This is a genomic window from Pseudomonas sp. LBUM1679 (assembly GCF_059695565.1).
Map to the genome: position 1 here is coordinate 4,015,624 of NZ_CP166774.1, position 23,140 is coordinate 4,038,763.

General features: G+C 60.8%; 20 protein-coding genes. 7 read left to right on the forward strand and 13 right to left on the reverse strand.

Annotated elements, in window-relative coordinates:
• Positions 1 to 12 precede the first annotated feature (12 nt).
• From ACA062_RS18230 to ACA062_RS18250, 5 genes are all read left to right on the forward strand, one after another.
• A complete protein-coding gene (locus tag ACA062_RS18230) occupies positions 13 to 1,593 on the forward strand; it encodes an ABC transporter ATP-binding protein (RefSeq protein WP_497452346.1) in 1,581 nt (526 codons plus the stop codon).
• A 147-nt stretch (positions 1,594 to 1,740) separates the two neighbouring features.
• Positions 1,741 to 3,156, forward strand: a complete 1,416-nt coding sequence (locus ACA062_RS18235) for a sigma-54 interaction domain-containing protein (protein WP_497452347.1) — start codon at positions 1,741 to 1,743, stop codon at positions 3,154 to 3,156.
• A gap of 297 nt (positions 3,157 to 3,453) precedes the next feature.
• The gene (locus ACA062_RS18240; protein ID WP_497452348.1) at positions 3,454 to 4,845 is read left to right on the forward strand and encodes a GntP family permease; all 1,392 of its coding nucleotides are present in this window, start codon (positions 3,454 to 3,456) and stop codon (positions 4,843 to 4,845) included.
• A 7-nt stretch (positions 4,846 to 4,852) separates the two neighbouring features.
• Positions 4,853 to 5,638 carry a 3-hydroxybutyrate dehydrogenase gene (locus tag ACA062_RS18245; RefSeq protein WP_497452349.1) on the forward strand — a complete coding sequence of 262 codons (786 nt, stop codon included), beginning with the start codon at positions 4,853 to 4,855 and terminating at the stop codon, positions 5,636 to 5,638.
• A gap of 185 nt (positions 5,639 to 5,823) precedes the next feature.
• Entirely contained in the window at positions 5,824 to 7,779 is a 1,956-nt protein-coding gene (locus ACA062_RS18250; RefSeq protein ID WP_497452350.1) for an acetoacetate--CoA ligase, read from the forward strand.
• Between the two features lie 307 nt (positions 7,780 to 8,086).
• Here ACA062_RS18250 and ACA062_RS18255 read toward each other — a convergent pair whose 3' ends face one another.
• A complete protein-coding gene (locus ACA062_RS18255) occupies positions 8,087 to 9,196 on the reverse strand; it encodes a PilT/PilU family type 4a pilus ATPase (RefSeq protein WP_497452351.1) in 1,110 nt (369 codons plus the stop codon).
• A 119-nt stretch (positions 9,197 to 9,315) separates the two neighbouring features.
• Here ACA062_RS18255 and ACA062_RS18260 point away from each other — a divergent pair, with 119 nt between their 5' ends.
• Positions 9,316 to 11,853 (forward strand): PAS domain-containing hybrid sensor histidine kinase/response regulator, encoded by a 2,538-nt coding sequence (locus ACA062_RS18260; protein ID WP_497452352.1) that lies wholly within the window; start codon positions 9,316 to 9,318, stop codon positions 11,851 to 11,853.
• Between the two features lie 82 nt (positions 11,854 to 11,935).
• A complete protein-coding gene (locus ACA062_RS18265; protein ID WP_007898282.1) occupies positions 11,936 to 12,211 on the forward strand; it encodes a peptidylprolyl isomerase in 276 nt (91 codons plus the stop codon).
• A gap of 134 nt (positions 12,212 to 12,345) precedes the next feature.
• Here ACA062_RS18265 and ACA062_RS18270 read toward each other — a convergent pair whose 3' ends face one another.
• The 12 genes from ACA062_RS18270 to ACA062_RS18325 all read right to left on the reverse strand — a co-directional run bounded on the left by ACA062_RS18270 (position 12,346) and on the right by ACA062_RS18325 (position 23,041).
• On the reverse strand, positions 12,346 to 13,278 hold the full coding sequence (locus ACA062_RS18270; RefSeq protein WP_497452353.1) for a sugar kinase: 933 nt from the start codon (positions 13,276 to 13,278) through the stop codon (positions 12,346 to 12,348).
• A 157-nt stretch (positions 13,279 to 13,435) separates the two neighbouring features.
• Positions 13,436 to 14,653 carry an amino acid deaminase gene (locus ACA062_RS18275; RefSeq protein WP_497452354.1) on the reverse strand — a complete coding sequence of 406 codons (1,218 nt, stop codon included), beginning with the start codon at positions 14,651 to 14,653 and terminating at the stop codon, positions 13,436 to 13,438.
• Positions 14,654 to 14,692: 39 nt separating this feature from the next.
• Positions 14,693 to 15,457 (reverse strand): IclR family transcriptional regulator, encoded by a 765-nt coding sequence (locus ACA062_RS18280; protein ID WP_497452355.1) that lies wholly within the window; start codon positions 15,455 to 15,457, stop codon positions 14,693 to 14,695.
• 173 nt (positions 15,458 to 15,630) lie between these two features.
• Positions 15,631 to 16,020 carry a RidA family protein gene (locus ACA062_RS18285; RefSeq protein ID WP_497452356.1) on the reverse strand — a complete coding sequence of 130 codons (390 nt, stop codon included), beginning with the start codon at positions 16,018 to 16,020 and terminating at the stop codon, positions 15,631 to 15,633.
• A 43-nt stretch (positions 16,021 to 16,063) separates the two neighbouring features.
• Entirely contained in the window at positions 16,064 to 16,888 is an 825-nt protein-coding gene (locus ACA062_RS18290; RefSeq protein WP_497452357.1) for an amino acid ABC transporter ATP-binding protein, read from the reverse strand.
• Positions 16,885 to 17,547, reverse strand: a complete 663-nt coding sequence (locus ACA062_RS18295; RefSeq protein ID WP_497452358.1) for an amino acid ABC transporter permease — start codon at positions 17,545 to 17,547, stop codon at positions 16,885 to 16,887. The genes ACA062_RS18290 and ACA062_RS18295 overlap by 4 nt, the downstream gene beginning before the upstream one ends.
• A gap of 8 nt (positions 17,548 to 17,555) precedes the next feature.
• Positions 17,556 to 18,218, reverse strand: a complete 663-nt coding sequence (locus ACA062_RS18300; protein WP_497452359.1) for an amino acid ABC transporter permease — start codon at positions 18,216 to 18,218, stop codon at positions 17,556 to 17,558.
• A 52-nt stretch (positions 18,219 to 18,270) separates the two neighbouring features.
• Positions 18,271 to 19,119, reverse strand: a complete 849-nt coding sequence (locus tag ACA062_RS18305) for a transporter substrate-binding protein (protein WP_497452360.1) — start codon at positions 19,117 to 19,119, stop codon at positions 18,271 to 18,273.
• A 397-nt stretch (positions 19,120 to 19,516) separates the two neighbouring features.
• The gene (locus ACA062_RS18310; protein ID WP_497452361.1) at positions 19,517 to 19,798 is read right to left on the reverse strand and encodes a type II toxin-antitoxin system RelE family toxin; all 282 of its coding nucleotides are present in this window, start codon (positions 19,796 to 19,798) and stop codon (positions 19,517 to 19,519) included.
• Positions 19,788 to 20,036, reverse strand: a complete 249-nt coding sequence (locus ACA062_RS18315; protein WP_497452362.1) for a type II toxin-antitoxin system Phd/YefM family antitoxin — start codon at positions 20,034 to 20,036, stop codon at positions 19,788 to 19,790. The genes ACA062_RS18310 and ACA062_RS18315 overlap by 11 nt, the downstream gene beginning before the upstream one ends.
• 264 nt (positions 20,037 to 20,300) lie before the next feature.
• The gene (locus ACA062_RS18320; RefSeq protein ID WP_497452363.1) at positions 20,301 to 21,860 is read right to left on the reverse strand and encodes a TerC family protein; all 1,560 of its coding nucleotides are present in this window, start codon (positions 21,858 to 21,860) and stop codon (positions 20,301 to 20,303) included.
• Between the two features lie 314 nt (positions 21,861 to 22,174).
• Positions 22,175 to 23,041 carry a LysR family transcriptional regulator gene (locus ACA062_RS18325; protein ID WP_497452364.1) on the reverse strand — a complete coding sequence of 289 codons (867 nt, stop codon included), beginning with the start codon at positions 23,039 to 23,041 and terminating at the stop codon, positions 22,175 to 22,177.
• Positions 23,042 to 23,140: the final 99 nt, after the last annotated feature.

Sequence of the window (23,140 nt, forward strand, 5' to 3'; positions counted from 1 at the left end):
TAGGGCGTTGATATGAGTAATAACCTGATCGAAATTCGTGACCTCAGCGTGGCCTTCAGCGGCCAGACCGTGGTGCGCAACCTGTGCCTGGATATCCGCCCCGGCGAGTGCCTGGCCCTGGTGGGCGAGTCGGGTTGCGGCAAGTCGGTGACCGCGCACTCGATCCTGCAACTGCTTCCCGAGACCGGCACCGACACCTCGGGCAGCATTCGCTATCGCGGCAAGGAACTGCTCGGCGCTTCCTCCACGGTACTGCGCGAGTTGCGCGGCAACCGGATCGCGATGATCTTCCAGGAACCGATGTCGTCGCTCAACCCGCTGCACAGCGTCGAAAAACAGATCGGTGAAACCCTGCTGTTGCACAAGGGGCTGACCGGCAAAGCGGCGCAGGCGCGGATTCTCGAGTTGCTGCAACTGGTGGGCATCCAGAAACCCAAGGAGCGGCTCAAGGCTTATCCCCATCAATTGTCCGGCGGCCAGCGCCAACGGGTGATGATTGCCATGGCCCTGGCCTGCGAGCCAGAGTTGCTGATCGCCGACGAACCTACCACCGCGCTGGACGTGACGGTGCAGCGCAAGATCCTGCTGCTGCTCAAATCCCTGCAGAAGCGGCTCGGCATGTCACTGCTGTTGATCAGCCACGACCTCAATCTGGTGCGCAGCATCGCTCAACGTGTGTGTGTGATGAAGGCCGGCGAAATCGTCGAGCAAGCGCCCTGCGAGACGCTGTTCACCGAACCGAAGCATCCCTACAGCTGCGTGCTGCTCAACGCCGAGCCGGAAGGCGAAGCCCTGCCCCGGGACGAACGCGAGAACGTGCTGGAAGTGGCCGACCTGTGTGTGCGGTTCGCCCTCGGCGGCGGGCTGTTCCAACGCAAGACGTATTTGCACGCGGTGGACGGCATCAGCCTGAATGTCCAGCGCGGCAAGACCCTGGGCATCGTCGGTGAATCCGGTTCCGGCAAGTCGACCCTGGGTCAGGCGATTTTGCGCCTGCTCGATTCCGACGGCAGCATTCGCTTCCAGGGTGAAGCGCTGGACGGCTTGTCGCAAAAACAGCTGCGGCCGTGGCGCAAGAAAATGCAGGTGGTGTTCCAGGACCCCTTCGGCAGCCTCAGCCCGCGAATGTCGGTGGCGCAGATCATCAGTGAAGGCCTTGAAGTGCATAGCCGATTGACGGCGGACGAATGCAAGGCCGAGGTGATTCGGGCGCTGGAAGAAGTCGGCCTCGACCCGCAAAGCCGCGATCGTTACCCCCACGAATTCTCCGGCGGGCAACGCCAGCGCATCGCCATCGCCCGCGCGCTGGTGTTGAAACCGGCGCTGATCCTGCTGGACGAACCGACCTCGGCGCTGGACCGCACCGTGCAAAAACAAGTGGTCGCCCTGCTCCGTCAGCTTCAGGAAAAGCACGGGCTGACGTACCTGTTCATCAGTCACGACCTGGCGGTGGTACGCGCCCTGGCCCACGACATGATCGTGATCAAGGACGGCAAAGTGGTGGAAAGCGGTGCCAGCCACGACGTGTTCGATTCGCCGCAGCATCCCTATACCAAAGAGCTGTTGGCGGCGGCGCATTTGGGGTGGGCATAATCCGGTGCTTGCCGTTGAACCGCGGCGCGGCCTTCGCGAGCAAGCCCGCTCCCACAGGGGATTTGTGAACGACACAGATCAACTGTGGGAGCGGGCTTGCTCGCGAAGGGGCCGGCACAGACACCACACTTTCTGGATATGACACCCATGAACACCACCGAAAGCCTCAAGGATTACCAACAGGTCCGCCTGCTGGCGATCCGTTCATTGTTCGAAATCATCGAGCAGTCGAGTGAAGGCACGGTGATCGTCGATCGCGACGCCAATATCGTCTGGATGAACGAGCGGTACGCCCGACGCTTTGGCCTGGAGTCGGCGCAAGTGGCAATCGGCAAAGCCTGCGAAAGCGTGATCCCCGGCAGCCTGCTGCGTGAGGTGGTGCGCAGCGGCCGGCCGATTCTGCTCGACATGCAGGACACCCCCAAGGAACCGCTGGTGGTGATGCGCCTGCCGATTCACGACGATACAGGCGTGGTGATCGGCGCCATCGGCTTTGCCCTGTTCGACGAATTGCGCAGCCTGTCGCCGATGCTCAAGCGCTACATGAGCATGCAGGAAGAGCTTGCTTCCACGCGCTCGCTGCTGCGATCACGGCAGACCAAATACAACTTCGCCCACTTCATCGGCACCAGCGCCGCCAGCCTGGAAGTCAAACGTCGCGCCCGGCGCAGTGCCAGCGCCGATTCGCCGGTGTTGCTGCTTGGTGAAACCGGCACCGGCAAGGAATTGCTGGCCCAGGCGATTCACGGTGCTTCGCCCCGCGCGCACAAAGCCTTCGTCAGCATCAACAGCGCGGCGATTCCCGAGGCGCTGCTGGAGGCCGAGTTCTTCGGCACCGCGCCAGGCGCGTTTACCGGTGCCGACCGCAAGGGCCGTGCCGGCAAATTGCAGATCGCCCAGGGCGGCACGCTGTTCCTCGATGAAATCGGCGACATGCCGCTGCCCCTGCAAAGCAAGTTGCTGCGGGTGCTGCAGGAAAAGGAATTCGAGCCGGTGGGCTCCAACGAAGTGATCCAGAGCGATGTGCGGGTGATTGCCGCCACGTCGACTGATCTGGAAGCGGCGATCAGGCGCGGCGAGTTCCGGGCCGATTTGTATTATCGCCTCAATGTGCTGCCGATTCAGGTCCCGCCCTTGCGCAATCGCCTTGACGATCTACCGGCGCTCAGCGAAGCGATCCTGGAAGAACTGCGCAGTCAGCATGAACTGAACCGCGAGGCGCTTGAATTATTGGGTCAACATGCCTGGCCGGGAAACATTCGCGAACTGCGCAATGTGCTGGAGCGGGCGGCCTTGCTCAGTGATGACCTGATGCTCAATGCCACGGATATCCGCGCGGCGATCGGTACGCTCATGCCGGTGGAGCGTGTGGCGCCCTTGAACTTCGAGGCGGTTGCCCAGGAGACCTTCAGCGAGGCGCGGGCGCGGTTTGACCGGCAGTTGATTGAGTCGGCCCTGGCGCAATGCGGAGGCAAGGTGATTGAAGCGGCGTCCAGGCTGGGGTTGGGGCGATCGACGTTATACAAGAAAATGGTGGCGCTGGGGATTGCAGAGTCTCCATAACGAGACATAAATCTCTATTTATAGACACACCATTGAAGCGCTGCGCGCTCTTCGCCAGCAAGCCGGCTCCTACAGAAATCGCATGCACACCGCACACCCTGTGTAGGAGCTGGCTTGCCAGCGAAGAGGCCCTCTACCTCAGCAAAAATCTCAAAACAGAGACAAAAAACTCATCAACTTCACCAATACAAATAAATATCCTTATATTTCAACAAGTTGGCATGTTGGCACACATATCGCTATAGCCTTGCCTCACAACGTTTCACCCAAAAAAAATAACAATCCAGGAGACACACCATGAGTGTGATCATTGCCTTGGCAGCCCTCACGCTGCTGATGCTCGCGGCCTACCGTGGCTACAGCGTTATCCTCTTTGCCCCGATTGCCGCCCTCGGCGCTGTCCTGCTCACCGACCCTTCCGCCGTCGCCCCTGCCTTCACCGGGGTGTTCATGGAAAAAATGGTCGGCTTCATCAAACTGTACTTCCCGGTATTCCTGCTGGGCGCAGTGTTCGGCAAGCTGATCGAACTGTCGGGTTTCTCGCGCTCTATCGTTGCGGCAGCGATTCGACTGCTCGGCACTCGCCAGGCGATGCTGGTGATCGTGCTGGTCTGCGCGTTGCTCACTTACGGCGGCGTGTCACTGTTTGTGGTGGTGTTTGCGGTCTATCCGTTTGCCGCCGAAATGTTCCGCCAAAGCAATATTCCCAAGCGCCTGATCCCGGCGACCATTGCCCTCGGCGCGTTCTCGTTCACCATGGACGCCCTGCCCGGCACCCCGCAGATCCAGAACATCATCCCCAGCACCTTCTTCAACACCACCGCCTGGGCCGCGCCCTGGCTGGGCCTGATCGGCTCGATTTTCGTGGTCTGCGCCGGCATGCTGTTTCTGCAGCGCCAGCGCAACAAGGCTCAGCGGGCCGGTGAAGGCTATGGCACCGAACTGCGCAACGAGCCGGAAACCGCTGCCGACATCAAGCTGCCAAACCCATGGATCGCCCTGTCGCCGCTGCTGGCCGTCGGCATCATGAACCTGTTGTTTACCCAGTGGATTCCGCAGTGGTACGGCAAGACCCATAGCCTCGCGCTGCCGGGCATGGCGGCGCCCGTGACCACCGAAATCGCCAAACTCACCGCGATCTGGGCAGTTCAGGCCGCCTTGCTGGTCGGCATCATCATGGTGCTGGTGTTCGGCTTCCAGGCGATTCGCGGCAAGTTGGCCGAAGGCAGTCGAAGTGCGGTCAGCGGTTCGTTGCTGGCGGCGATGAACACTGCGTCGGAGTACGGCTTTGGTGCGGTGATCGCCTCCTTGCCGGGCTTCCTGGTACTGGCCGACTGGCTCAAGAGCATTCCCAACCCGCTGGTCAATGAAGCGATCACCGTGACCCTGCTGGCCGGCATCACCGGTTCGGCCTCGGGCGGCATGAGCATTGCCCTGGCGGCCATGGCCAATGACTTCATCGCGGCGGCCCATGCGGCCGACATTCCCCTGGAAGTGCTGCACCGGGTCGCTGCAATGGCCAGCGGCGGCATGGACACCCTGCCGCACAATGGCGCGGTGATTACCTTGCTGGCAGTCACCGGCCTGACCCACCGCGAAGCTTACAAAGACATTTTCTGTATTACGCTGATCAAGACCCTGGCGGTCTTTGTGGTGATCGGTACTTTCTACGCCACTGGCATTGTGTGAGGTTTTCATGACAACTCTTTCGGGCAAGACTGCACTGGTCACCGGTTCCACCAGCGGCATCGGCCTGGGCATCGCCCTGAGCCTGGCCAAGGCCGGCGCCAACCTGATCCTCAACGGTTTCGGCGATGCTTCCAAGGTGATTGCCGAGGTGGAGCAGATCAGTAACAAAAGCGGGGGCAAGGTCGGTCATCATCCGGCTGACGTCAGCGACCCGGCACAGATTGCCGAGATGATTGCCTACGCCGAGCGCGAGTTCGGTGGCGTGGACATTCTGGTCAACAACGCCGGCATCCAGCATGTGGCGCCGGTGGAAGATTTCCCGTTGGAGCGCTGGGATTCGATCATTGCGATCAACCTCTCGTCGGTGTTCCACGGCACCCGTTTGAGCCTGCCGGGCATGCGCGCCAAGGGCTGGGGGCGGATCATCAACATCGCCTCGGTGCACGGTCAGGTCGGCTCGGTGGGCAAGGCGGCGTATGTGGCGGCCAAGCATGGGGTGATCGGTTTGACCAAGGTGGTCGGCCTGGAAACGGCCCGGACGAATGTGACGTGCAACGCCATCTGCCCCGGCTGGGTGTTGACGCCGCTGGTGCAAAAACAGATCGACGACCGCATCGCGACCGGGATCGAGCCGCAACAGGCACAGCATGATTTGCTGGCCGAGAAGCAGCCGTCCGGAGAGTTCGTGACACCGCCGCAGCTGGGTGAACTGGTGCTGTTTCTGTGCAGCGAAGCCGGTAGCCAGGTGCGGGGCGCGGCGTGGAATATCGATGGTGGGTGGTTGGCGCAGTAACCAGCCATTAGACCGCGTTATCGTTCTTCGCGGCGGTGCGGCGGTCCGACAAGCCACGCTCCCACAGGTTTTGTGTCGAATCCACATTCGACACCCACCACACAACCTGTGGGAGCGTGGCTTGTCGGAATCGCCGCACCGCCGCGATCGAGTGCGTAGCACTCGCCAACAAGAAGAGGCAAACCATGTCCGACATCCTCTGGCAACCCGGCGCCGAGCGCATCGGCAAGACCCGCATGGACGCCTTCCGGCGTTTCATCAATCAACGACATAACCTGGACGTCGCCGACTACCCCGCCTTGCATCAATGGTCCATCGAGCGGCGGGTCGACTTCTGGCAGGCCATCGTCGATTTCTTCGACATCCGCTTTCACGACCAACCCGACGCCGTGCTGGTCGAAGGCGCGCAAATGCCCAGTGCCCAGTGGTTTCCCGGTGCCACCCTGAACTTCGCCGAACACCTGCTACGGCGTCGCGACGATGCCGTGGCGGTGGTCGCTATTGGTGAACACGGTCAGCGTGAACAGTTGACCTGGGCCGAACTGGCGGAACACGTCGCCGGTTTCCAGAACGGTTTGATCGCCTGTGGTGTCGGCCTCGGCGACCGCGTGGCCGCGTGCATGCCGAACACCTGGCAAACCCTGGTGGCCATGCTCGCCACCGCCAGCCTCGGGGCGATCTGGTCCTGTTCGTCGCCGGACTTCGGCACCCAGGGGGTGGTCGATCGTTTCGGCCAGATCGAGCCGACAGTGCTGATCACTTGCGCCGGCTACCGCTACGCCGGCAAAGAGATCGACCAGACGGCCAAGATCAACGAAATACTCGCTCAATTGCCGTCCCTGCAGCAGCTGGTCGTCGTCCCTTACGCACGGCCGCAGGCGCGCATCGAAGCATTCCATACCCAGGCTAACGTCACGCTCTGGGATGAGTTCTACGCGCCTGGCGGCGAGCCGGATTTCGTGCCGGTGCCCTTCGCTCATCCGCTGTACATCCTTTATTCCAGCGGCACCACCGGCATTCCCAAATGCATCATCCACAGCACCGGCGGCGTACTGCTGCAACACGTCAAGGAGCATGGGCTGCATTGCGATCTCGGTCCCGGCGACCGGTTGTTCTACTACACCACCTGCGGCTGGATGATGTGGAACTGGCTGGTCTCGGCCCTGGCCGTGGACAGCGCCGTGGTGCTGTATGACGGTTCACCCTTTCATCCCGGGCCCGAGCGTCTGGTCGATCTGATCGACGACGAACGCATCAGCGTGTTCGGCACCAGCCCCAAGTACCTGGCGACCCTGGAAAGCAATGGCGTGAAGCCGCGGCAAAGCCATGATCTGGGCAGCCTGAAAACCCTGCTGTGCACCGGTTCCGCGCTGTCGCCCCAGAGCTACGACTACGTTTACCGTGACGTCAAGCGCGACCTGTGCCTGGCGTCGATGTCCGGTGGCACCGACGTGGTGTCGTGCTTCGTCAACGGCAATCCGCTGCTGCCGGTTCGTCGCGGGGAAATCCAGGGCAAGAGCCTGGGCATGGCCGTCGAGGTCTGGAACGATGCCGGTACGCCCGTCGTTGGCGAAAAAGGCGAACTGGTCTGCACCCGGCACTTCCCGGCAATGCCCATCGGCTTGTGGAATGACCCCACCGGGGACAAGCTGCGCGCGTCATACTTCAGTCTGTTCCCCGGGGTCTGGGCCCAGGGCGATTACGCCGAACAGCTGGCGCACGGCGGGATGCTGATCCATGGGCGCTCGGACGCGGTGCTCAACCCGGGCGGCGTGCGCATTGGCACGGCGGAAATCTACCGTCAGGTGGAGAAAGTCCCGCAAGTGCTCGACAGCGTGGCCATCGGTCAACAGTGGCAGGATGATGTGCGGGTGGTACTGTTCGTGCGTTTGCGCGACGACGTCGAACTGGACGATGCACTGCAACTGCAGATTCGCCAGGTCATCCGCGCCAACACCACGCCACGGCATGTGCCGGCGAAGATTGTGGCGGTGACGGACATTCCACGGACGATCAGTGGCAAGGTGGTCGAGCTGGCCGTGCGCAATGTGGTGCATGGGCAACCGGTGAAAAACACCGATGCCCTGGCCAATCCCGAGGCGCTGGAACAATTCCGCAATCGCCCCGAACTCAACGACTGAAACCCGTCCCTGTAGGAGCTGGCTTGCCAGCGAAAGCGGCCTCACGATTGGTGCAAAACTCAAGGGCCCCTTCGCCGGCAAGCCGGCTCCTACAGGTTATGCGTCAGTCCCTGTAGGAGCTGGCTTGCCAGCGAAAGCGGTCTGACGATTGGTGCAAGACTCGAGGGCCCCTTCGCCGGCAAGCCGGCTCCTACAGGTTATGCGTCAGTCCCTGTAGGAGCTGGCTTGCCAGCGAAAGCGGTCTGACGATTGGTGCAAGACTCGAGGGCCCCTTCGCCGGCAAGCCGGCTCCTACAGGGGTTATGCGTCAGTCCATCAGTCCCCATTCACCGGGCGGTGCATGGGGCCCTGGTGACGCTTCGGCGTGCAACTTCAAGCGTAATCGCAAGTTGTTCACCGAATCCGCATGCTTGAGCGCCTCTTCCTCATCGATCGCCCCCTCGACAACCAATGCGTAAAGCGCACCGTCGAACGTCTGCATCCCCGCCTCCTGCGACTTTTCCATAATCCCCTTGAGCTCGGAAAACTCGTTGCGCCGGATCAGATCGCCGATCGTCGGCGAGCCCAGCATCACCTCCACCGCGGCCCGGCGGTGACCGTCGCGCGAAGGTACCAATCGCTGGGAAACGAAGGCCTTGAGGTTATTCCCCAGGTCATTGAGCAGTTGCGCGCGACGTTCTTCGGGGAAGAAATTGATGATCCGGTCCAGTGCCTGATTGGCGTTGTGCGCATGCAGCGTCGAGATCACCAGATGGCCGGTATCGGCAAACGCCAGCGCATGCTCCATGGTTTCGCGGTCGCGGATTTCGCCGATCAGCACCACGTCCGGTGCCTGGCGCAGGGTATTTTTCAGCGCGGCATGAAAACTGCGGGTATCGACGCCGACCTCGCGCTGGTTGATGATCGACTTCTTGTGCCGATGGATGTACTCGACCGGATCTTCAATGGTGATGATATGGCCGCTGCTGTGGCGGTTGCGATAGTCGATCAGTGCCGCCAGCGAGGTCGACTTGCCCGAGCCGGTCGCCCCGACGAACAACATCAGACCCTGTTTGAGCATCACCGACTCGAGCAACACCGAGGGCAACTTGAGGTCTTCGAAGCGCGGAATGTCGAGTTTGACGTTGCGCACCACGATCGACACATCATTACGCTGCTTGAAAATATTGACCCGAAAGCGCCCGACACCCGCCAACGAGATCGCCAGGTTCATCTCCAGTTCCCGATCGAACTCCAGGCGCTGTTCGGCGTCCATGATGGACGCGGCAATGGCGGCGATTTCCCCGGGTTTGAACGGCTGATCGGCCAGGGGTTTGAGCACGCCATCGAACCGCGCGCTCGGTGGCGCGCCCGTGGACAGGTATAAATCGGAGCCATCCTGGTTGGCCAGGACCTTCAACAACGCATCGATTTCCATGGCAAAAAGCATCCGCGAAGCATTCAATGAATAAAAATGACCCAAGACAGGTCATCCAGCGTCTACCGCCGTGCAAGGATAATAGACGCCGCCACACCGACTTAGTGCAGGACAATTTGATGAACGCATCACCGACCGGCAGCGATGCCCAGGCCTTGATCGCCAGGCTGGACTGGACATGCACTCCGCTGGGCCCTGCCATGACCTGGCCGCAGAGCTTGCGCACCGCCGTGGACATCGTGATTCACTCGCCAATGCCCATGCTGTTGCTGTGGGGGCCACAACTCACACAGATCTACAACGATGGCTTCGCCCTGCTGGCCGGCAGCAAGCATCCACACGCTTTCGGACAACCCACGCACCAGATCTGGCCAGAACTCAAAGACTTTACCGACCCGATTTACAGAGCCGTCCTACAAGGACAAGTGCGGACCTACAGCGAACAGCGCTTCACCTTGCAGCGCGATGGCGATGATTCCGATTTCTGGCTGGACCTGACCTACAGCCCCATTCGCGATGAGAGTACCCAAGTCGCCGGGATTCTGGTCACCGCCATCGAAACCAACGAGCGCCGCCGCATCGCCCTCGAGCTGGAACAGCGCTCGGCAGCCAGCCTCAAGGCCCAGCATGAAACCGAGGAGCGCCTGCAATTGGCCCTGGCCGCCACCGATGCCGTCGGCACCTGGGACTGGGACATCAGCGAAGACCGTTTCATTGCCGACACCCATTTTGCCCAGTTGCATGGCGTCGACCCATTACTCGCCAGCCAGTTGCCCATCAGTGACTATCTGCATGCCGTGCACCCGGAAGACCGCGCCATGGTCACCCGCGGCATCAAGCACTCCATTACCCACGGCACCGAATACGCCGAGGAATATCGCCTGCTGCAGCCCGGCGGTCAGTTGCGCTGGGTGTTTGCCCGGGGTCGTTGCTACAAGGACCACCATGGCCGGCCCATCCGTTTCCTCGGTGCCGCCCTGGACCTGACCGAACGCAAACTCACCGAGCAGGCTTTGCGCCAGAGCCAGACCGAGCTGCAACTGATCATCAACGCCATGCCGATCCTGATCAGTTACGTCGACAGCGAGGAGCGCTTTCGCCTGAACAACGCCGCCTATCTGGACTGGTACGGCCTGACGCCCCAGGAACTCTACGGTCGCACGATTCGCGAGGTACTGGGCGAAGACGCCTACAACCTGCGCGCCGGGTACATCGCCGAAGCCCTGTCGGGTAAAGCCTGCTGCTTCAGCATCAGCGCCGCGCATCGTGATGGCAGCATCCGCCAGGCGTTGATGAATTACCTGCCGCGCCACGGACCGGATGGCGCGGTGAATGGCTTCTACATCTTCGTGATCGACGAAACCGAACGCAAACAGACCGAAGAAGCCCTGCGCAATCTCAACGAAACCCTCGAAGAACGTGTCAGCGCCCGCACCCGGCAACTGGCCGAAGCCAATGAAAATCTGCTCAACGAGATGTTCGAACGCGAACGCGCCGAAGAAGCGTTGCGCCATGCGCAGAAGATGGAGGCGGTCGGCCAGCTCACCGGCGGCATCGCCCATGACTTCAATAACATGCTCACCGGGATCATCGGCAGCCTCGACCTGATGCAGCGTTACATCGCCGACGGGCGCACCACGGAAATCGGCCGTTTCACCGAGGCGGCGGTGTCCTCGGCCCACCGCGCCGCCGCCCTCACCCATCGGCTCCTGGCGTTTTCCCGGCGCCAGTCACTGGATCGCAAACCGCTCAACGCCAATGAGCTGATCCATTCCCTGGAAGACCTGCTCAGCCGCACCAAAGGCGACCATATCGAGCTCAAACTGCAACTGGCCGAGGACATCTGGCCGGTCAGCACCGACGTCAGTCAATTGGAAAACGCCCTGCTCAACCTGGTGATCAACGCCCGGGACGCGATGCCCGATGGCGGCCAATTGCTGATCGAAACCGCCAACGTCTATTTCGACGGCAGTGACATCACCACCCTGGAGCCGGTCAAGGTCGGGGATTACCTGATGATCGCCGTCAGCGACAACGGTACCGGCATGTCGCCGTCGGTACTGGCCAAGGCTTTCGACCCGTTCTTCACCACCAAGCCCATCGGCCAGGGCACCGGTCTCGGGTTGTCGATGATCTACGGTTTCGCCCAGCAATCAGGCGGCCACGTCAGCCTGTTCAGCCTGCCGGGCCAGGGCACCAGTGTTCGCCTGTACTTGCCGCGGCTGTACGTCGCAGTGCCGGACCCTGCATTGTCGCCGATCACCAGCGAGGCGCCAGCGGCGATTGCCGGTGAAACCGTGGTGCTGGTGGAAGACGATCCGGCGGTACGCATGCTGGTGCTCGACCTGCTCAACGAGCTGGGATATCACGCCCATGAAGCCGAAGACGCGAAGACAGCCCTGCCTTTGCTCGAATCCGACCTGCGGGTCGATCTGCTGGTGACCGATGTCGGGCTGCCGGGCATGAATGGACGGCAACTGGCGGAAATCGCCCGTCAGCACCGGCCCGACCTCAAAGTGCTGTTCATGACCGGTTATGCGGAGAAAGCCGCCGAACGCCAGGGTTTCCTCGAAGAAGGCATGGACATGGTGGCCAAGCCCTTTTCCATCGACCTGCTGGCCAACAAGATTCGCACGATGATCGGTCAACCCGAGTGAGTTGAGGCATAATCGCGCGCCCCCCCGTTGGCATCAACATAGCCACCAACATAGCCACCACCGTTGCAAGGTACCTGCCCCAATGAAAGCTCAAGCCCGCCATATTCTGGTGAAAACCTCGGAAGAAGCCGAGCAGCTCAAACAACGCATCGCCAAGGGTGAAGCCTTCGATGTGCTGGCCAAGAAGTACTCCACCTGCCCGTCCGGCAAGCGCGGCGGCGACCTGGGCGAGGTGCGGCCCGGGCAGATGGTTGGCGTGATCGACGCGGTGATCTTCAAAAAGCCACTGCGGGTGGTGCATGGGCCGATCAAGAGCAAGTTTGGCTATCACCTGGTGCAGGTGTTTTATCGGGATTGAGTTTGCGGCCCCTTCGCGGGCAAGCCCGCTCCCACAAGGTTTGTGGCGTACATGATATTAGTGATCAACACACAAATCCTGTGGGAGCGGGCTTGCCCGCGATTCCGATTGCGCAGCAATCGGCCATTCTCCATTTACCGGGGAATGAGTGCCCCCGACACCTGAATCACCCGACTCGCCAACCGATGCCCGGCCTCGGCCGCCTCGACCGGACTGCCACCCTTCAACCGACTGGCCAGATACGCCGCACTGAACGAATCCCCCGCCGCCGTGGTATCCACCACCCGCTCGACCACCTGCGCCGGGACTTCGAACGACTCGCCATCACAGCGAATCAAACACGCCTCGGCACCGCGCTTGAGCACCACTTCCGGCGTGCCAACCTGCTCGTAGGCGGCAAACACCGCCGCGCAGTCGGCAACATCAAACAACGCCTGCTCATCATCGACAGTCAGCAATGCCAGGTCGACATAAGGCAACACGCTGCGATAGGCCCTGCGCACCTCCTCGATCGAGGCCCACAAGCGTGGCCGGTAGTTGTTGTCGAACACGATCCGCGCATCGCGCTGCCGGGCCTCGATCAGGGTTTCCAGTAACTTCTCCCGCCCCTGCGCACCGAGTACCGCCAGGGTGATGCCGCTGAAATACAGCACGTCGTAATCCGGTAGCGCCGCCAGGATCGGTGCGGCGGCCGGGGTGGTGAAGCAGTCGCGAACGGCCGCCTCATTGCGCCAGTAGAGAAATCGTCGCTCGCCGGCCGCATCGGTCTGGATGCAATACAGACCGGGCAAGCGCCCGGGCAAGCGCTGGACCATGCCCAGGCCGATGTGTTCGGCGGCCCAGCTCTGGCACATGGCATCGCTGAAGCTGTCGTCGCCCAGGGCCGTGACGTAATCCACCGTGCCGCCCTCGCCCAGTTCCCGGGACAGGTAAACCGCCGTGTTCAAGGTGTCGCCGCCGAAGCTCTGTTGCAGGCTGCCGTCGGCGCGTTGCTGCAACTCGATCATGCATTCGCCAATCAGGGCGATGCGCGGGGTGTGGGGGCCGAGGGTGTTGATGGTGTTCATTGTTGTGGGGTCTCTGGTGTTTCGTTGGTGTCTGGTCGGCCGCCATCGCGGGCAAGCCCGCTCCCACAGGGGACGGTGGTGAACATTAAATTTATGTTCACCACCGCCCCCTGTGGGAGCGAGCTTGCTCGCGATGGCCGCGCCGCGGTCTCAAGCCTTAGAAACAGGTTTCCAGGGTCTCGATGACATTCAGTTGCTCATCCACCAGGCACCCGATACGCCACTTGTCGAACGTCAGGCACGGATGGGAAGTACCAAAGGAAATGATGTCCCCCACGCGCAACTCGATCCCCGGCGCCACGGTCATGAAGGCATGCTGATCCATCACCGCCGTCACCTTGCAGGCACTGACATCTTCACCCGTCGCCGGCACCGCACCCGCCTTGTAACGCAGCAACGGCACCGGCAGGCCGGCGTCGTAGGCCACGTCGCGCTTGCCCAGGGCGATCACCGCAAACCCCGGCTCCGGCAACGACTGCACATGCGCCCAGACCTCCAGCGCCGGGCGCAAGCCTTCGTGCAGGTCGCTGCGACGGTCGAGCACACAGCACTGCGCTTCTTTATAGATGCCGTGGTCGTGAGCCACATAGCTGCCGGGACGCAGCACGCTGAGGAAACGTCCGCCGGCATTCTGGGCTTCGAAGGATTCGGCGATCAAATCGTACCAGGCCGAACCCGAGGCGGTGATGATCGGCTTGGCGATGGCGAACGCCCCGCTGTCCTGCAGCTGCACCGCCAGGCGTACCAGGGAGGCGGCGAACTCGCGGATGCCAGTCACCGCATGATCACCGTGAATCACCCCTTCGTAACCTTCGATCCCGGTCAGCGCCAGGGCCGGTTGCGCTGCAATGGCCTTGGCCAGCGCGAGCACTTCCCCTTCGCTGCGGCAACCACAACGACCACCGACCACGCCGTACTCGATCATCACATTCAGGCGCACGCCGCGGGAGGCGAAATACGCGCCCAGATCAGCGACGTTGTCCGGGTGATCGACCATGCAATAAAAGTCGAACGTCGGGTCCGCCAGCAGATCGGCGATCAGCGCCATGTTCGGCGTGCCGACCAACTGGTTGGCCATCAACACCCGATGCACGCCATGGGCGTAAGCCGCACGGGTCTGGGTGGCGCTGGCCAGCGTAATGCCCCAGGCACCGGCGTCGAGTTGGCGGCGGAACAGCGCAGGCGTCATGCTGGTTTTACCGTGGGGTGCCAGTTCCGCGCCGCTGTTGCTGACAAATGCCTGCATCCAGCGAATGTTGTGTTCCAGCGCCTCGCGATGCAGCACCAGCGCCGGCAGGCTGACGTCGCGCACCAGGTTGGCACCCGTGTGGGCAAAGCCCTTTTCCACGGCGGCAGTATGTTTGGCAGAATACATGGTCGAACTCCTCACATTCGCGGCCGCGAGCAGCCACGGTTATTCGTTGATGCGACGGGCCAGGCTGTTGGCGCTGTCGATCAGCACCCGGCGATAGTCGTTGTAGTTGTTCCTGGCATCGGCCCGGGGGGCGACGATGCACAGGGTCGCGATGGCCACGCCGCCGGGGTCTTTGACCGGGGCGGCGAAGCAATGGGTAAAGGTGTCGGCGACGCTGTCGAAGGAGAAGAATCCATCGATGCCGGCCTGACGGATTTCCTGGAGAAACTGTTCCAGCGGCAAGCGCTCGCCATTGGGCAGGACGAAGTCGTCAGGGTCGATCAGGTCGACGATGTCCTGATCGCTCAGGTGCGCCAGCAGCAGGCGCCCGGAAGCGGTCCAGGGGATCGGTGCGTTTTCGCCGATGTCCGAGGAAATGCGGAAATGCCGCTCGCCCTCCTTCATCAGCGCCACGGTGTATTTGCGCCCGTTGAGCAGGCACATCTGTGCGGTTTCATGGGTTTGGCTGACGATTTCCTGAAGGGCGTGATCGGCTTCGCGAGTCAGGTCGAAATGACGCAAATGCGCCTGCCCGAGGAAGTACAGCTGACGCCCGAGGTAGACGTGCCCGTCCTTGCCCACGGGCTCGAGAATGCGCCGTTCGAGCAGTGAGGCAACCAGCTCGTAGACCGTGGATTTCGGGCTACCGATGCCACTGGCGATTTCATTCGGGCGCAGGGGCTGGCCGATCTCCTTGAGGAAATCGAGGATATCGAACGCCCGGTCCAGACCGCGCGCCCGGCGCTTGATGGTGTCTTCGGTCATGTCTTCAGGTTCCCATACAATGTGGCCTGGAGTTTATCCAGAATCCGGTGGCGACCAGCAGGCCGCCATCGCGGGCAAGCCCGCTCCCACAAGGATCGATGGTATCCCTGCAATCTGCGGCAACACACAAAATCCTGTGGGAGCGGGCTTGCCCGCGATGGGCGCACCTCGGTTCAGGCCTTTTTCTTGTAGGCGATGCAGTCGATCTCGACCTTGCAATCCACCATCATGCTCGCCTGCACACAGGCCCGGGCCGGTGCGTGCTCGCTTTTGAAGTACTCGGAAAACACCTTGTTGAAACTCCAGAAATCCCGCGGGTCTTCCAGCCACACACCGGTGCGCACCACGTCTTCCAGGCCATAACCGGCCTCTTCAAGAATCGCGATCAGGTTTTTCATGGTCTGGTGGGTCTGCTCGACGATGCCGCCCGCAATGATCTCGCCATCCACCGCCGGCACCTGGCCGGACACGTGCAGCCAGCCATCGGCTTCGACTGCGCGGGCAAAAGGACGGGGCTGGCCGCCACCGGCGGTGCTGCCGGTGCCGTAACGAGTAATGCTCATGGGTGTTTCTCCTGATTGAAAGATGAAAATTCTTGGATAAAAGTCAGAAACGCGTGTTCTTGAGAAATTCCGCCAGTCGCGGCGATTGCGGGCGCTCAAACAGTTCCTTGGGCGGCCCCTGCTCTTCGATCCGCCCCTGATTCATGAACACGATCTTGTCCGAGACCTCGAAAGCGAAGCGCATTTCGTGGGTCACCAGCAACATGGTCATGCCGTCTTCGGCCAGGCCCTTGATCACGTTCAGCACTTCGCCCACCAGTTCCGGGTCAAGGGCCGAGGTGACTTCGTCAAACAGCATCAGGCTCGGGTTCATCGCAATCGCCCGGGCAATCGCCACACGCTGTTGCTGACCGCCGGACAACTGACCGGGGTAGTGGTCACGGCGCTCCAGCAGCCCGACCCGCTCCAGCCATTTTTCCGCCAGGGCCACCGCCTCGTCCTTGTGCAGCTTCTTGACCTTGAGCAACCCGAGGGTGACGTTCTGCAACGCCGTGAGGTGCGGAAACAGGTTGAACTGCTGGAATGCCATGCCGGTCATGGCCCGATGACGGGCGATGACTTTTTCCGGGTGGCGCACGCGCTTGCCGTTGACCTCGTCATAACCGATGGATTCGCCGTCGAGCAGGATCTGCCCGCCCTGGAACTCTTCGAGCATGTTCACGCAGCGCAGCAACGTGGTCTTGCCCGAGCCGCTGGAGCCGATCAGCGTCACGACGTTGCCGCGCTGCATCGTCAGGTCGACGCCCTTGAGCACTTCGAGTTGGCCGTACTGTTTGTGCAAGCCGCGAATGTCCAGCAGGGGCTGGCCGTTTTGCGCCTTGGGGTCTGTTGCATTGGAGCGTTGAATTTGAGTTTGAGTGTGAGTCATGGCAGGGCCACCCGCTTTTCAATGTGCCGGCCGAGTAATTCGATGCCGTAGTTGATGACGAAAAACAGAAAACCGGCGAACAGGTAAAACTCCAGGGTCATGAAGGTCCGGGCAATGATCTGCTGTGTACTGAGCAGCAACTCGGCCACGCCAATCACCGACAACAGCGTCGAAGCCTTGACGATCTCGGTGGACGAGTTGACCCAGGTCGGCAGGATCTGCCGCAGTGCCTGAGGCAGCAGCACATAACCGAGGGATTGAAAGAACGTCAGGCCGATGGCCTTGCTCGCTTCCATCTGACCGCTGGGCAGCGCTTGCAAGGCACCGCGCACGATCTCGGCCACGTGCGAGCCGCAAAACAGCGTCAGCCCCAAGGCACCCGCCTGGAATGCACTGATCTGCCAACCCAGCGCCGGCGCCATGTAGAAGCAGGCCAGCACCAGCACAAACACCGGCGTGCCGCGAATGACGTCGACGTAAAACCGAAACGGGGCGCGCATCCAGAACTTGCCGTAGGTCAGCACCAGGCCGGTAACGATGCCGACCATCGTGCCCAGCAGAATCGCCAGGGCCGACACCTGCACACTGGTCAGAAAGCCCTGCCACAGCACTTCCCGCGCCACCCACAACTCATGCAACCAACTGGGGGATTCGTACATGGGGCCTCCTATCGGCGAATCGCCAGGCGCTGCTCGAGGTAACGCAGCATCATGGCAATGAGGTAACAGGCCGCAACATAGAGCGCTGTAGTGACCATCCAGGTTTCAATCACCCGGTAGCTCTCGACATTGATCTTGCGCGCGTAATAGGTCAGCTCCGGCACGGCAATCGCCGCCGCCAGCGAGGTGTCCTTGAACAGCGAAATGAAATTGTTCGACAGCGCCGGCAACACATTGCGCAACATCACCGGCACGGTGACGTAGGCCTTGACCTGCCACTCACCGAGCCCGATGGCGAGGCCGGCTTCGCGCTGGCCCTTGGGAATGCTCAACAGCCCGCCGCGGAACACTTCGGTCAAGTACGCCCCGGCATACAGCGACAGGGTGATAATGAACGACGGGATCTTGTCCAGGCGAATGCCCAGGCTCGGCAAAGCGAAGTAGATCAACAGAATCAACACCAGGATCGGCGTATTGCGGATCACCGTCACATACACCGACGCCAGCACCCGCAACGCGCGATGCTTCGACAGCAAGGCAAATGCCATCAGCAGGCCGATCACGCAGCCGATGGCGATCGACACCAGCGCCAGCTGAAGACCCAGGCCGAGCCCCGCCAGCAAGGTGTCGAAATCGCGCCACACGGCAGCAAAGTTCAACTGATAGTTCATGGTCAGCAGTACCTTGAACGGGGCGCGTTATGGGCGCCCCACTCTCACGGGGTCATTTATATTCGACGGGAAAACCAATGGCCGGGGTGGGCAGATCGACACCGAACCACTGCTTGAACGAGGCCGCGTAAGTCGGGAACTCAACGCCGGTCATGGCCTCATGCAGGGCGGTGTTGACGAAGTTCAGCCAGTCCTGATCGCCACGCTTGACCGCGCAGGCGTAGGTTTGCGGGCTCCAGGCGTAGGCCGGGCTGCGATAGCGACCCTGGTTCTGCACCATCAGGTACTTGACCGACGACTGATCGGTCGCCGCGGCATCGGCACGGCCGGAGTTCACCGCCTGATACATCAAGTCCACGCTGTCGTACTGATCGACCTTGGCCTTGGGCAAGGCCTGATGCACCAGTTCTTCGGCATACACGTTCTGCAGTACCGCAACAGTCACGCCGTCGCCGGCGGCCTTGAGGTCTTCGATCTCCTTGTACTTGCTGTTGGCGGGTAACAGCAGGCCGACACCTTCACGGTAGTACGGCAGGGTAAACGCCACTTGCTGCGCCCGGCTGGCGGTCACGGTGATGAACTGGCAACTCATGTCGACCTTGTCGGTCAGCAGGTTGGGAATCCGCGCATCGGAGGACTGCACCACGAACTCGACCTTGCTCGGGTCATTGAACAAGCCCTTGGCGACCATCCGCGCAATATCGATATCGAAACCCTGCAACTTGCCGTCCGCGCCCTGGAAGTGCCACGGGGCATTGGTACTGCCCGTACCGACGATCAACTTCCCGCGGGCCAGCACACTGTCGAGCTTGCTGTCTGCAGCCTGGGCAACCCCCACGGCAGCAGCCGAAGCCGCGAAGAGAAAAACACACGCTTTGAACAAGGAAGGTCCGCGATGCATGGCAAGCACTCCAGGGTGATGTGTATTCCGCTATACCGGAACATGGTATGTAACAACGGAATAGACAGCAGAAAGTGTGCCACAGGTTGTGGAGGGGATGTTGGGGAGATTGAAAAGTGTTTTGAATCAGGGGGATGCGTGGAAGCGCAAATAAAGGCCTGGCGTAATACACAAAATGGCGATGCGCTACCGTTGGCTACACAGCGCGGGTATTTGCACCACATATGAGGGATGGAGCTTCAAAATGAAGCAAAGCCTCCGTTGGGGCTTCGTATTGGCGTCTGGACAACGTATCCCGCAAATTTCTGGTTGGCTGCCAGACTGTCTTGGGTTAGTAGTACGGGGACTACCTGACTTTGCGAGTACTTGCGATTGCAAAAATTCATCTCTAATAAATCTAGCGTTTTCCTGCGTACTTATAAACTTCTCCGCGCTCCCTCTTTCCTACCGCTATCACCGTCACTACCAGTACCTCATCGACGACGCGGTATACCAGCCGATACCCGGCATTACGGAGCTTGATCTTGTATGCATTCCCCAGCCCGTTTAGCCGGTCAGCCGGAACGTGCGGATTTGAGAGTCGCTCCTGCAACTTCTTCTTGAACTGCTCCCTCAATGTTGCGCCAAGCTTTTCCCACTCTTTCCAGGCTTTATCGGAAAATTCCAACTCATAGGTCATCGATAGAAACCTTGATCGTCGGATCGTTTTCTCGTTCGCGGCAGAGGGCAATCAACTCCATGTCTTCCAGTCGATCCATCATCGCTTCATATTCTTTGGCAGGGACGCAGTAGAAAGCCGGCTCGTTGCGGTTAAGAATCGCGACGGACAAGCCACCACCGGCCGCGACTGTTCCCATAGGGTTTTTCTTGAGTTCAGAAATGCTGGCGACGACTTTCGAAAGCACGATATGCGTCATGACTCTGTTCCTGGAGTGCCTTTAATGGCATTCAAAATAGCACTTTAAGCCGGACGTTACACATGCCTTTTTCTTATAAATTCCACGGCTAAAGCCACATATCCTTGCATCCTGGTGTGCGGATTCGGGGCTGAAATACTCTTCGTTTGAACGATTGCATTCGCGAGCAGGCTCGCTCCCACCATTGACCGAGTCGTATTGGCGAACACGGTCTAATGTGGGAGCGAGCTTGCTCGCGAAGGGGCCTTCAGCAGCAGCGCAAAGTTACCCGCCGACAGGTGCCAGCAACACCCGCGTCACCCGCCGTTCCTCAACCGCCATCACCGTCAACCGCCAGCCTTCCCACTCATGGCTGTCACCAATCATCGGCAGTCGGTCCAGCACGCTCACCACCAACCCCGCGAGGGTCTGGTAGTCGTCGGTCGGTTCTGCCGAAAAGCCGGTGCGCTGACGCACCCGCGCCAGGTTCAACGCGCCGCTGACCATGAACCCGCCCTGCGCTTCAACCACATCCGGGCCTTCGATTTCGCTGGCATCGGGCAGTTCGCCGGCAATCGATTCGAGAATGTCGGTCATGGTCAGCACGCCGACGAAGTCGCCGAATTCATTGACCACGAACGCAATGTGGGTCGAAGCCTTGCGCATCTGTTCCAGGGCATTGAGGATCGAGTAGCTGTCCAGCAAGTTGATGGTCTTGCGCGCCAGATCCTCAAGGCCGGGTTCGTTGCCGGCCAGGTATTCCTTGAGCAGTTCTTTTTTGTGCACGAAGCCCAAGGGCTCATCCACCGCTCCGTCGCGAATCAGCGGCAAGCGCGAGTAGGACGAATGCATCAGCCGTGTGCGGATGGTTTCGGCATCGTCGGCCAGGTCGATGTGATCGACGTCGGCGCGTACGGTCATCACGGTACGGATCGGCCGCTCGGCCAGTTGCAACACGCCGCTGATCATCACCCGTTCACGGCGGTCGAACAGTTCGCCGTTTGGCGCTTCTCCGTTGTCCAGCATGTCGGCGATGTCCTCGCCGACTTCCTCCACCGCCAACCGTCGACCACCGAGCAAACGCATTACCGCGTGGGCGGTGCGTTCACGTATTGGCCGCAGGCCCTGCATGGACCGCTTGCGGCGAGCCCGGGCGATCTGGTTGAAGACTTCGATCAGGATCGAGAAGCCAATGGCCGCGTACAGATAGCCCTTGGGAATATGGAAGCCCAGGCCTTCGGCGGTCAGGGCGAAGCCGATCATCATCAGGAAGCCCAGACAGAGCATGATCACCGTCGGATGCGCGTTGACGAATCGGGTCAGCGGCTTGCTGGCAACGATCATCAGGCCGATGGAAATGATCACCGCGATCATCATCACCGCCAACTCATCGACCATGCCCACGGCGGTAATCACCGCGTCCAGGGAGAACACCGCATCGAGCACCACAATCTGCGCCACGATCGGCCAGAACATGGCATAAGCCGCGTTGGACGAGCGCTCGCCGACATGGCCTTCGAGTCGTTCATGCAATTCCATGGTGGCCTTGAACAACAGGAACACACCACCGAACAGCATGATCAGGTCACGGCCGGAGAAGCTCTTGTCGAACACCTCGAACAGCGGCTGAGTCAGGGTCACCAGCCAGGAAATACTCGCCAGCAGGCCCAGGCGCATCAACAAGGCCAGGGACAGGCCGATGATTCGCGCACGGTCGCGCTGCTCGGGCGGCAGTTTGTCGGCGAGGATCGCGATAAACACCAGGTTGTCGATGCCCAGCACCAGCTCCAGCACGATTAGGGTCAACAAGCCCAGCCAGGCGGTGGGGTCAGCTATCCATTCCATAAATAAGTCTCGGTCTCTTCGGTGATTGTCAGAATGCCGGGCACGGCAAGGCGCGGCGCAGAGGCCGTGGAGCTGCAATGTCGAAGCTGTTCGAAAGTCGAAAGACCGGGTGTTTCGCGTGCGTCAAGAGCGCGGGGTAGCGCGAAGAGGAAGGATAACCGGGAGGCTCCAAGAGGGTGTTCATGCAAGTCCTGAAAGGAAAAAGGCCTTGGAGCGTACAGGTGAATGGGACTTTTCCTACAGTCAGAAATCATTACAAAATCTGTAGAAGATCAAAAGATCGCAGCCTTCGGCAGCTCCTACAGGGCGATCTTTCAGCGGTTTTTAACCTGTTCGATATACCTCGCCACTGCCGCCGATTTCTCGAACCGCCGATGAATCAACGACAACCACGAACTCGCCGCACAGCCCTTGATCGGACGGTACAACACGCCGGGCAAACCGACGTGCCCAACCACCGATTCGGGCACCACAGCCACGCCCTGCCCCAGGGACACCAGGGCAATCACCGCCACCAGCCCGCCTGGCTGCGCACCCAGTTTTGGTGCGAATCCACCCTGGGCGGCGACTTGCAAGGTGCCGCTGATTTGTTCCGGCAGGATGAATGTCTCGTTTTGCAAATGTTCCGGACTGATCTCCTGCAAACGACACAACCAGGACTCGGTCGGCAACGCCAGCACAAAGCCTTCGGCGTCCAGGCAAATGGCCTCGATGCCTTCGGGCAAGGTCATGGGTGAGCGGACATAGCCAATATCGAAACGCCCCTCGACCACCATTGCCGGCAATGACGCCATGGGACTTTCCCGTACGTTGAGGCTGACATCAGGACACTCGCGGCTGAAGGCCTGCACCTGTTTCTGCAGCAAGCCCGAATACACCGCCGACGCCACGTAACCCAGTTCGATATGGCCAATATCCCCGCGTCCGGCACGCTGGGCGTTGTGCTGGGCGTATTCGAATTGCCGCACCGTCGCCTCGGCCTCGATCACCAGCGCGGCGCCGGCCTCGGTCAGGCTGACTTCACGCGTCTGGCGCACGAACAATCGCGTGCCGAGTTCGTTTTCCATGTCCTGGATCTGGCGGGTCAAGGTCGGCGGTGCGATACCGAGTTGCTCGGCGGCACGGGTGAAGTTGCCTTGCCGGGCAACGGCCAGAAAATAACGGAAATGCCGTATGTCCATCGCTGTATTAGCTCAAAGGTAATGAAATCCCGTTATCCGGCTAACGAAGCCTGCATTCGGTCGCGATAAGCTTTCCAGGCAATCACAGTAAAGAGCCCC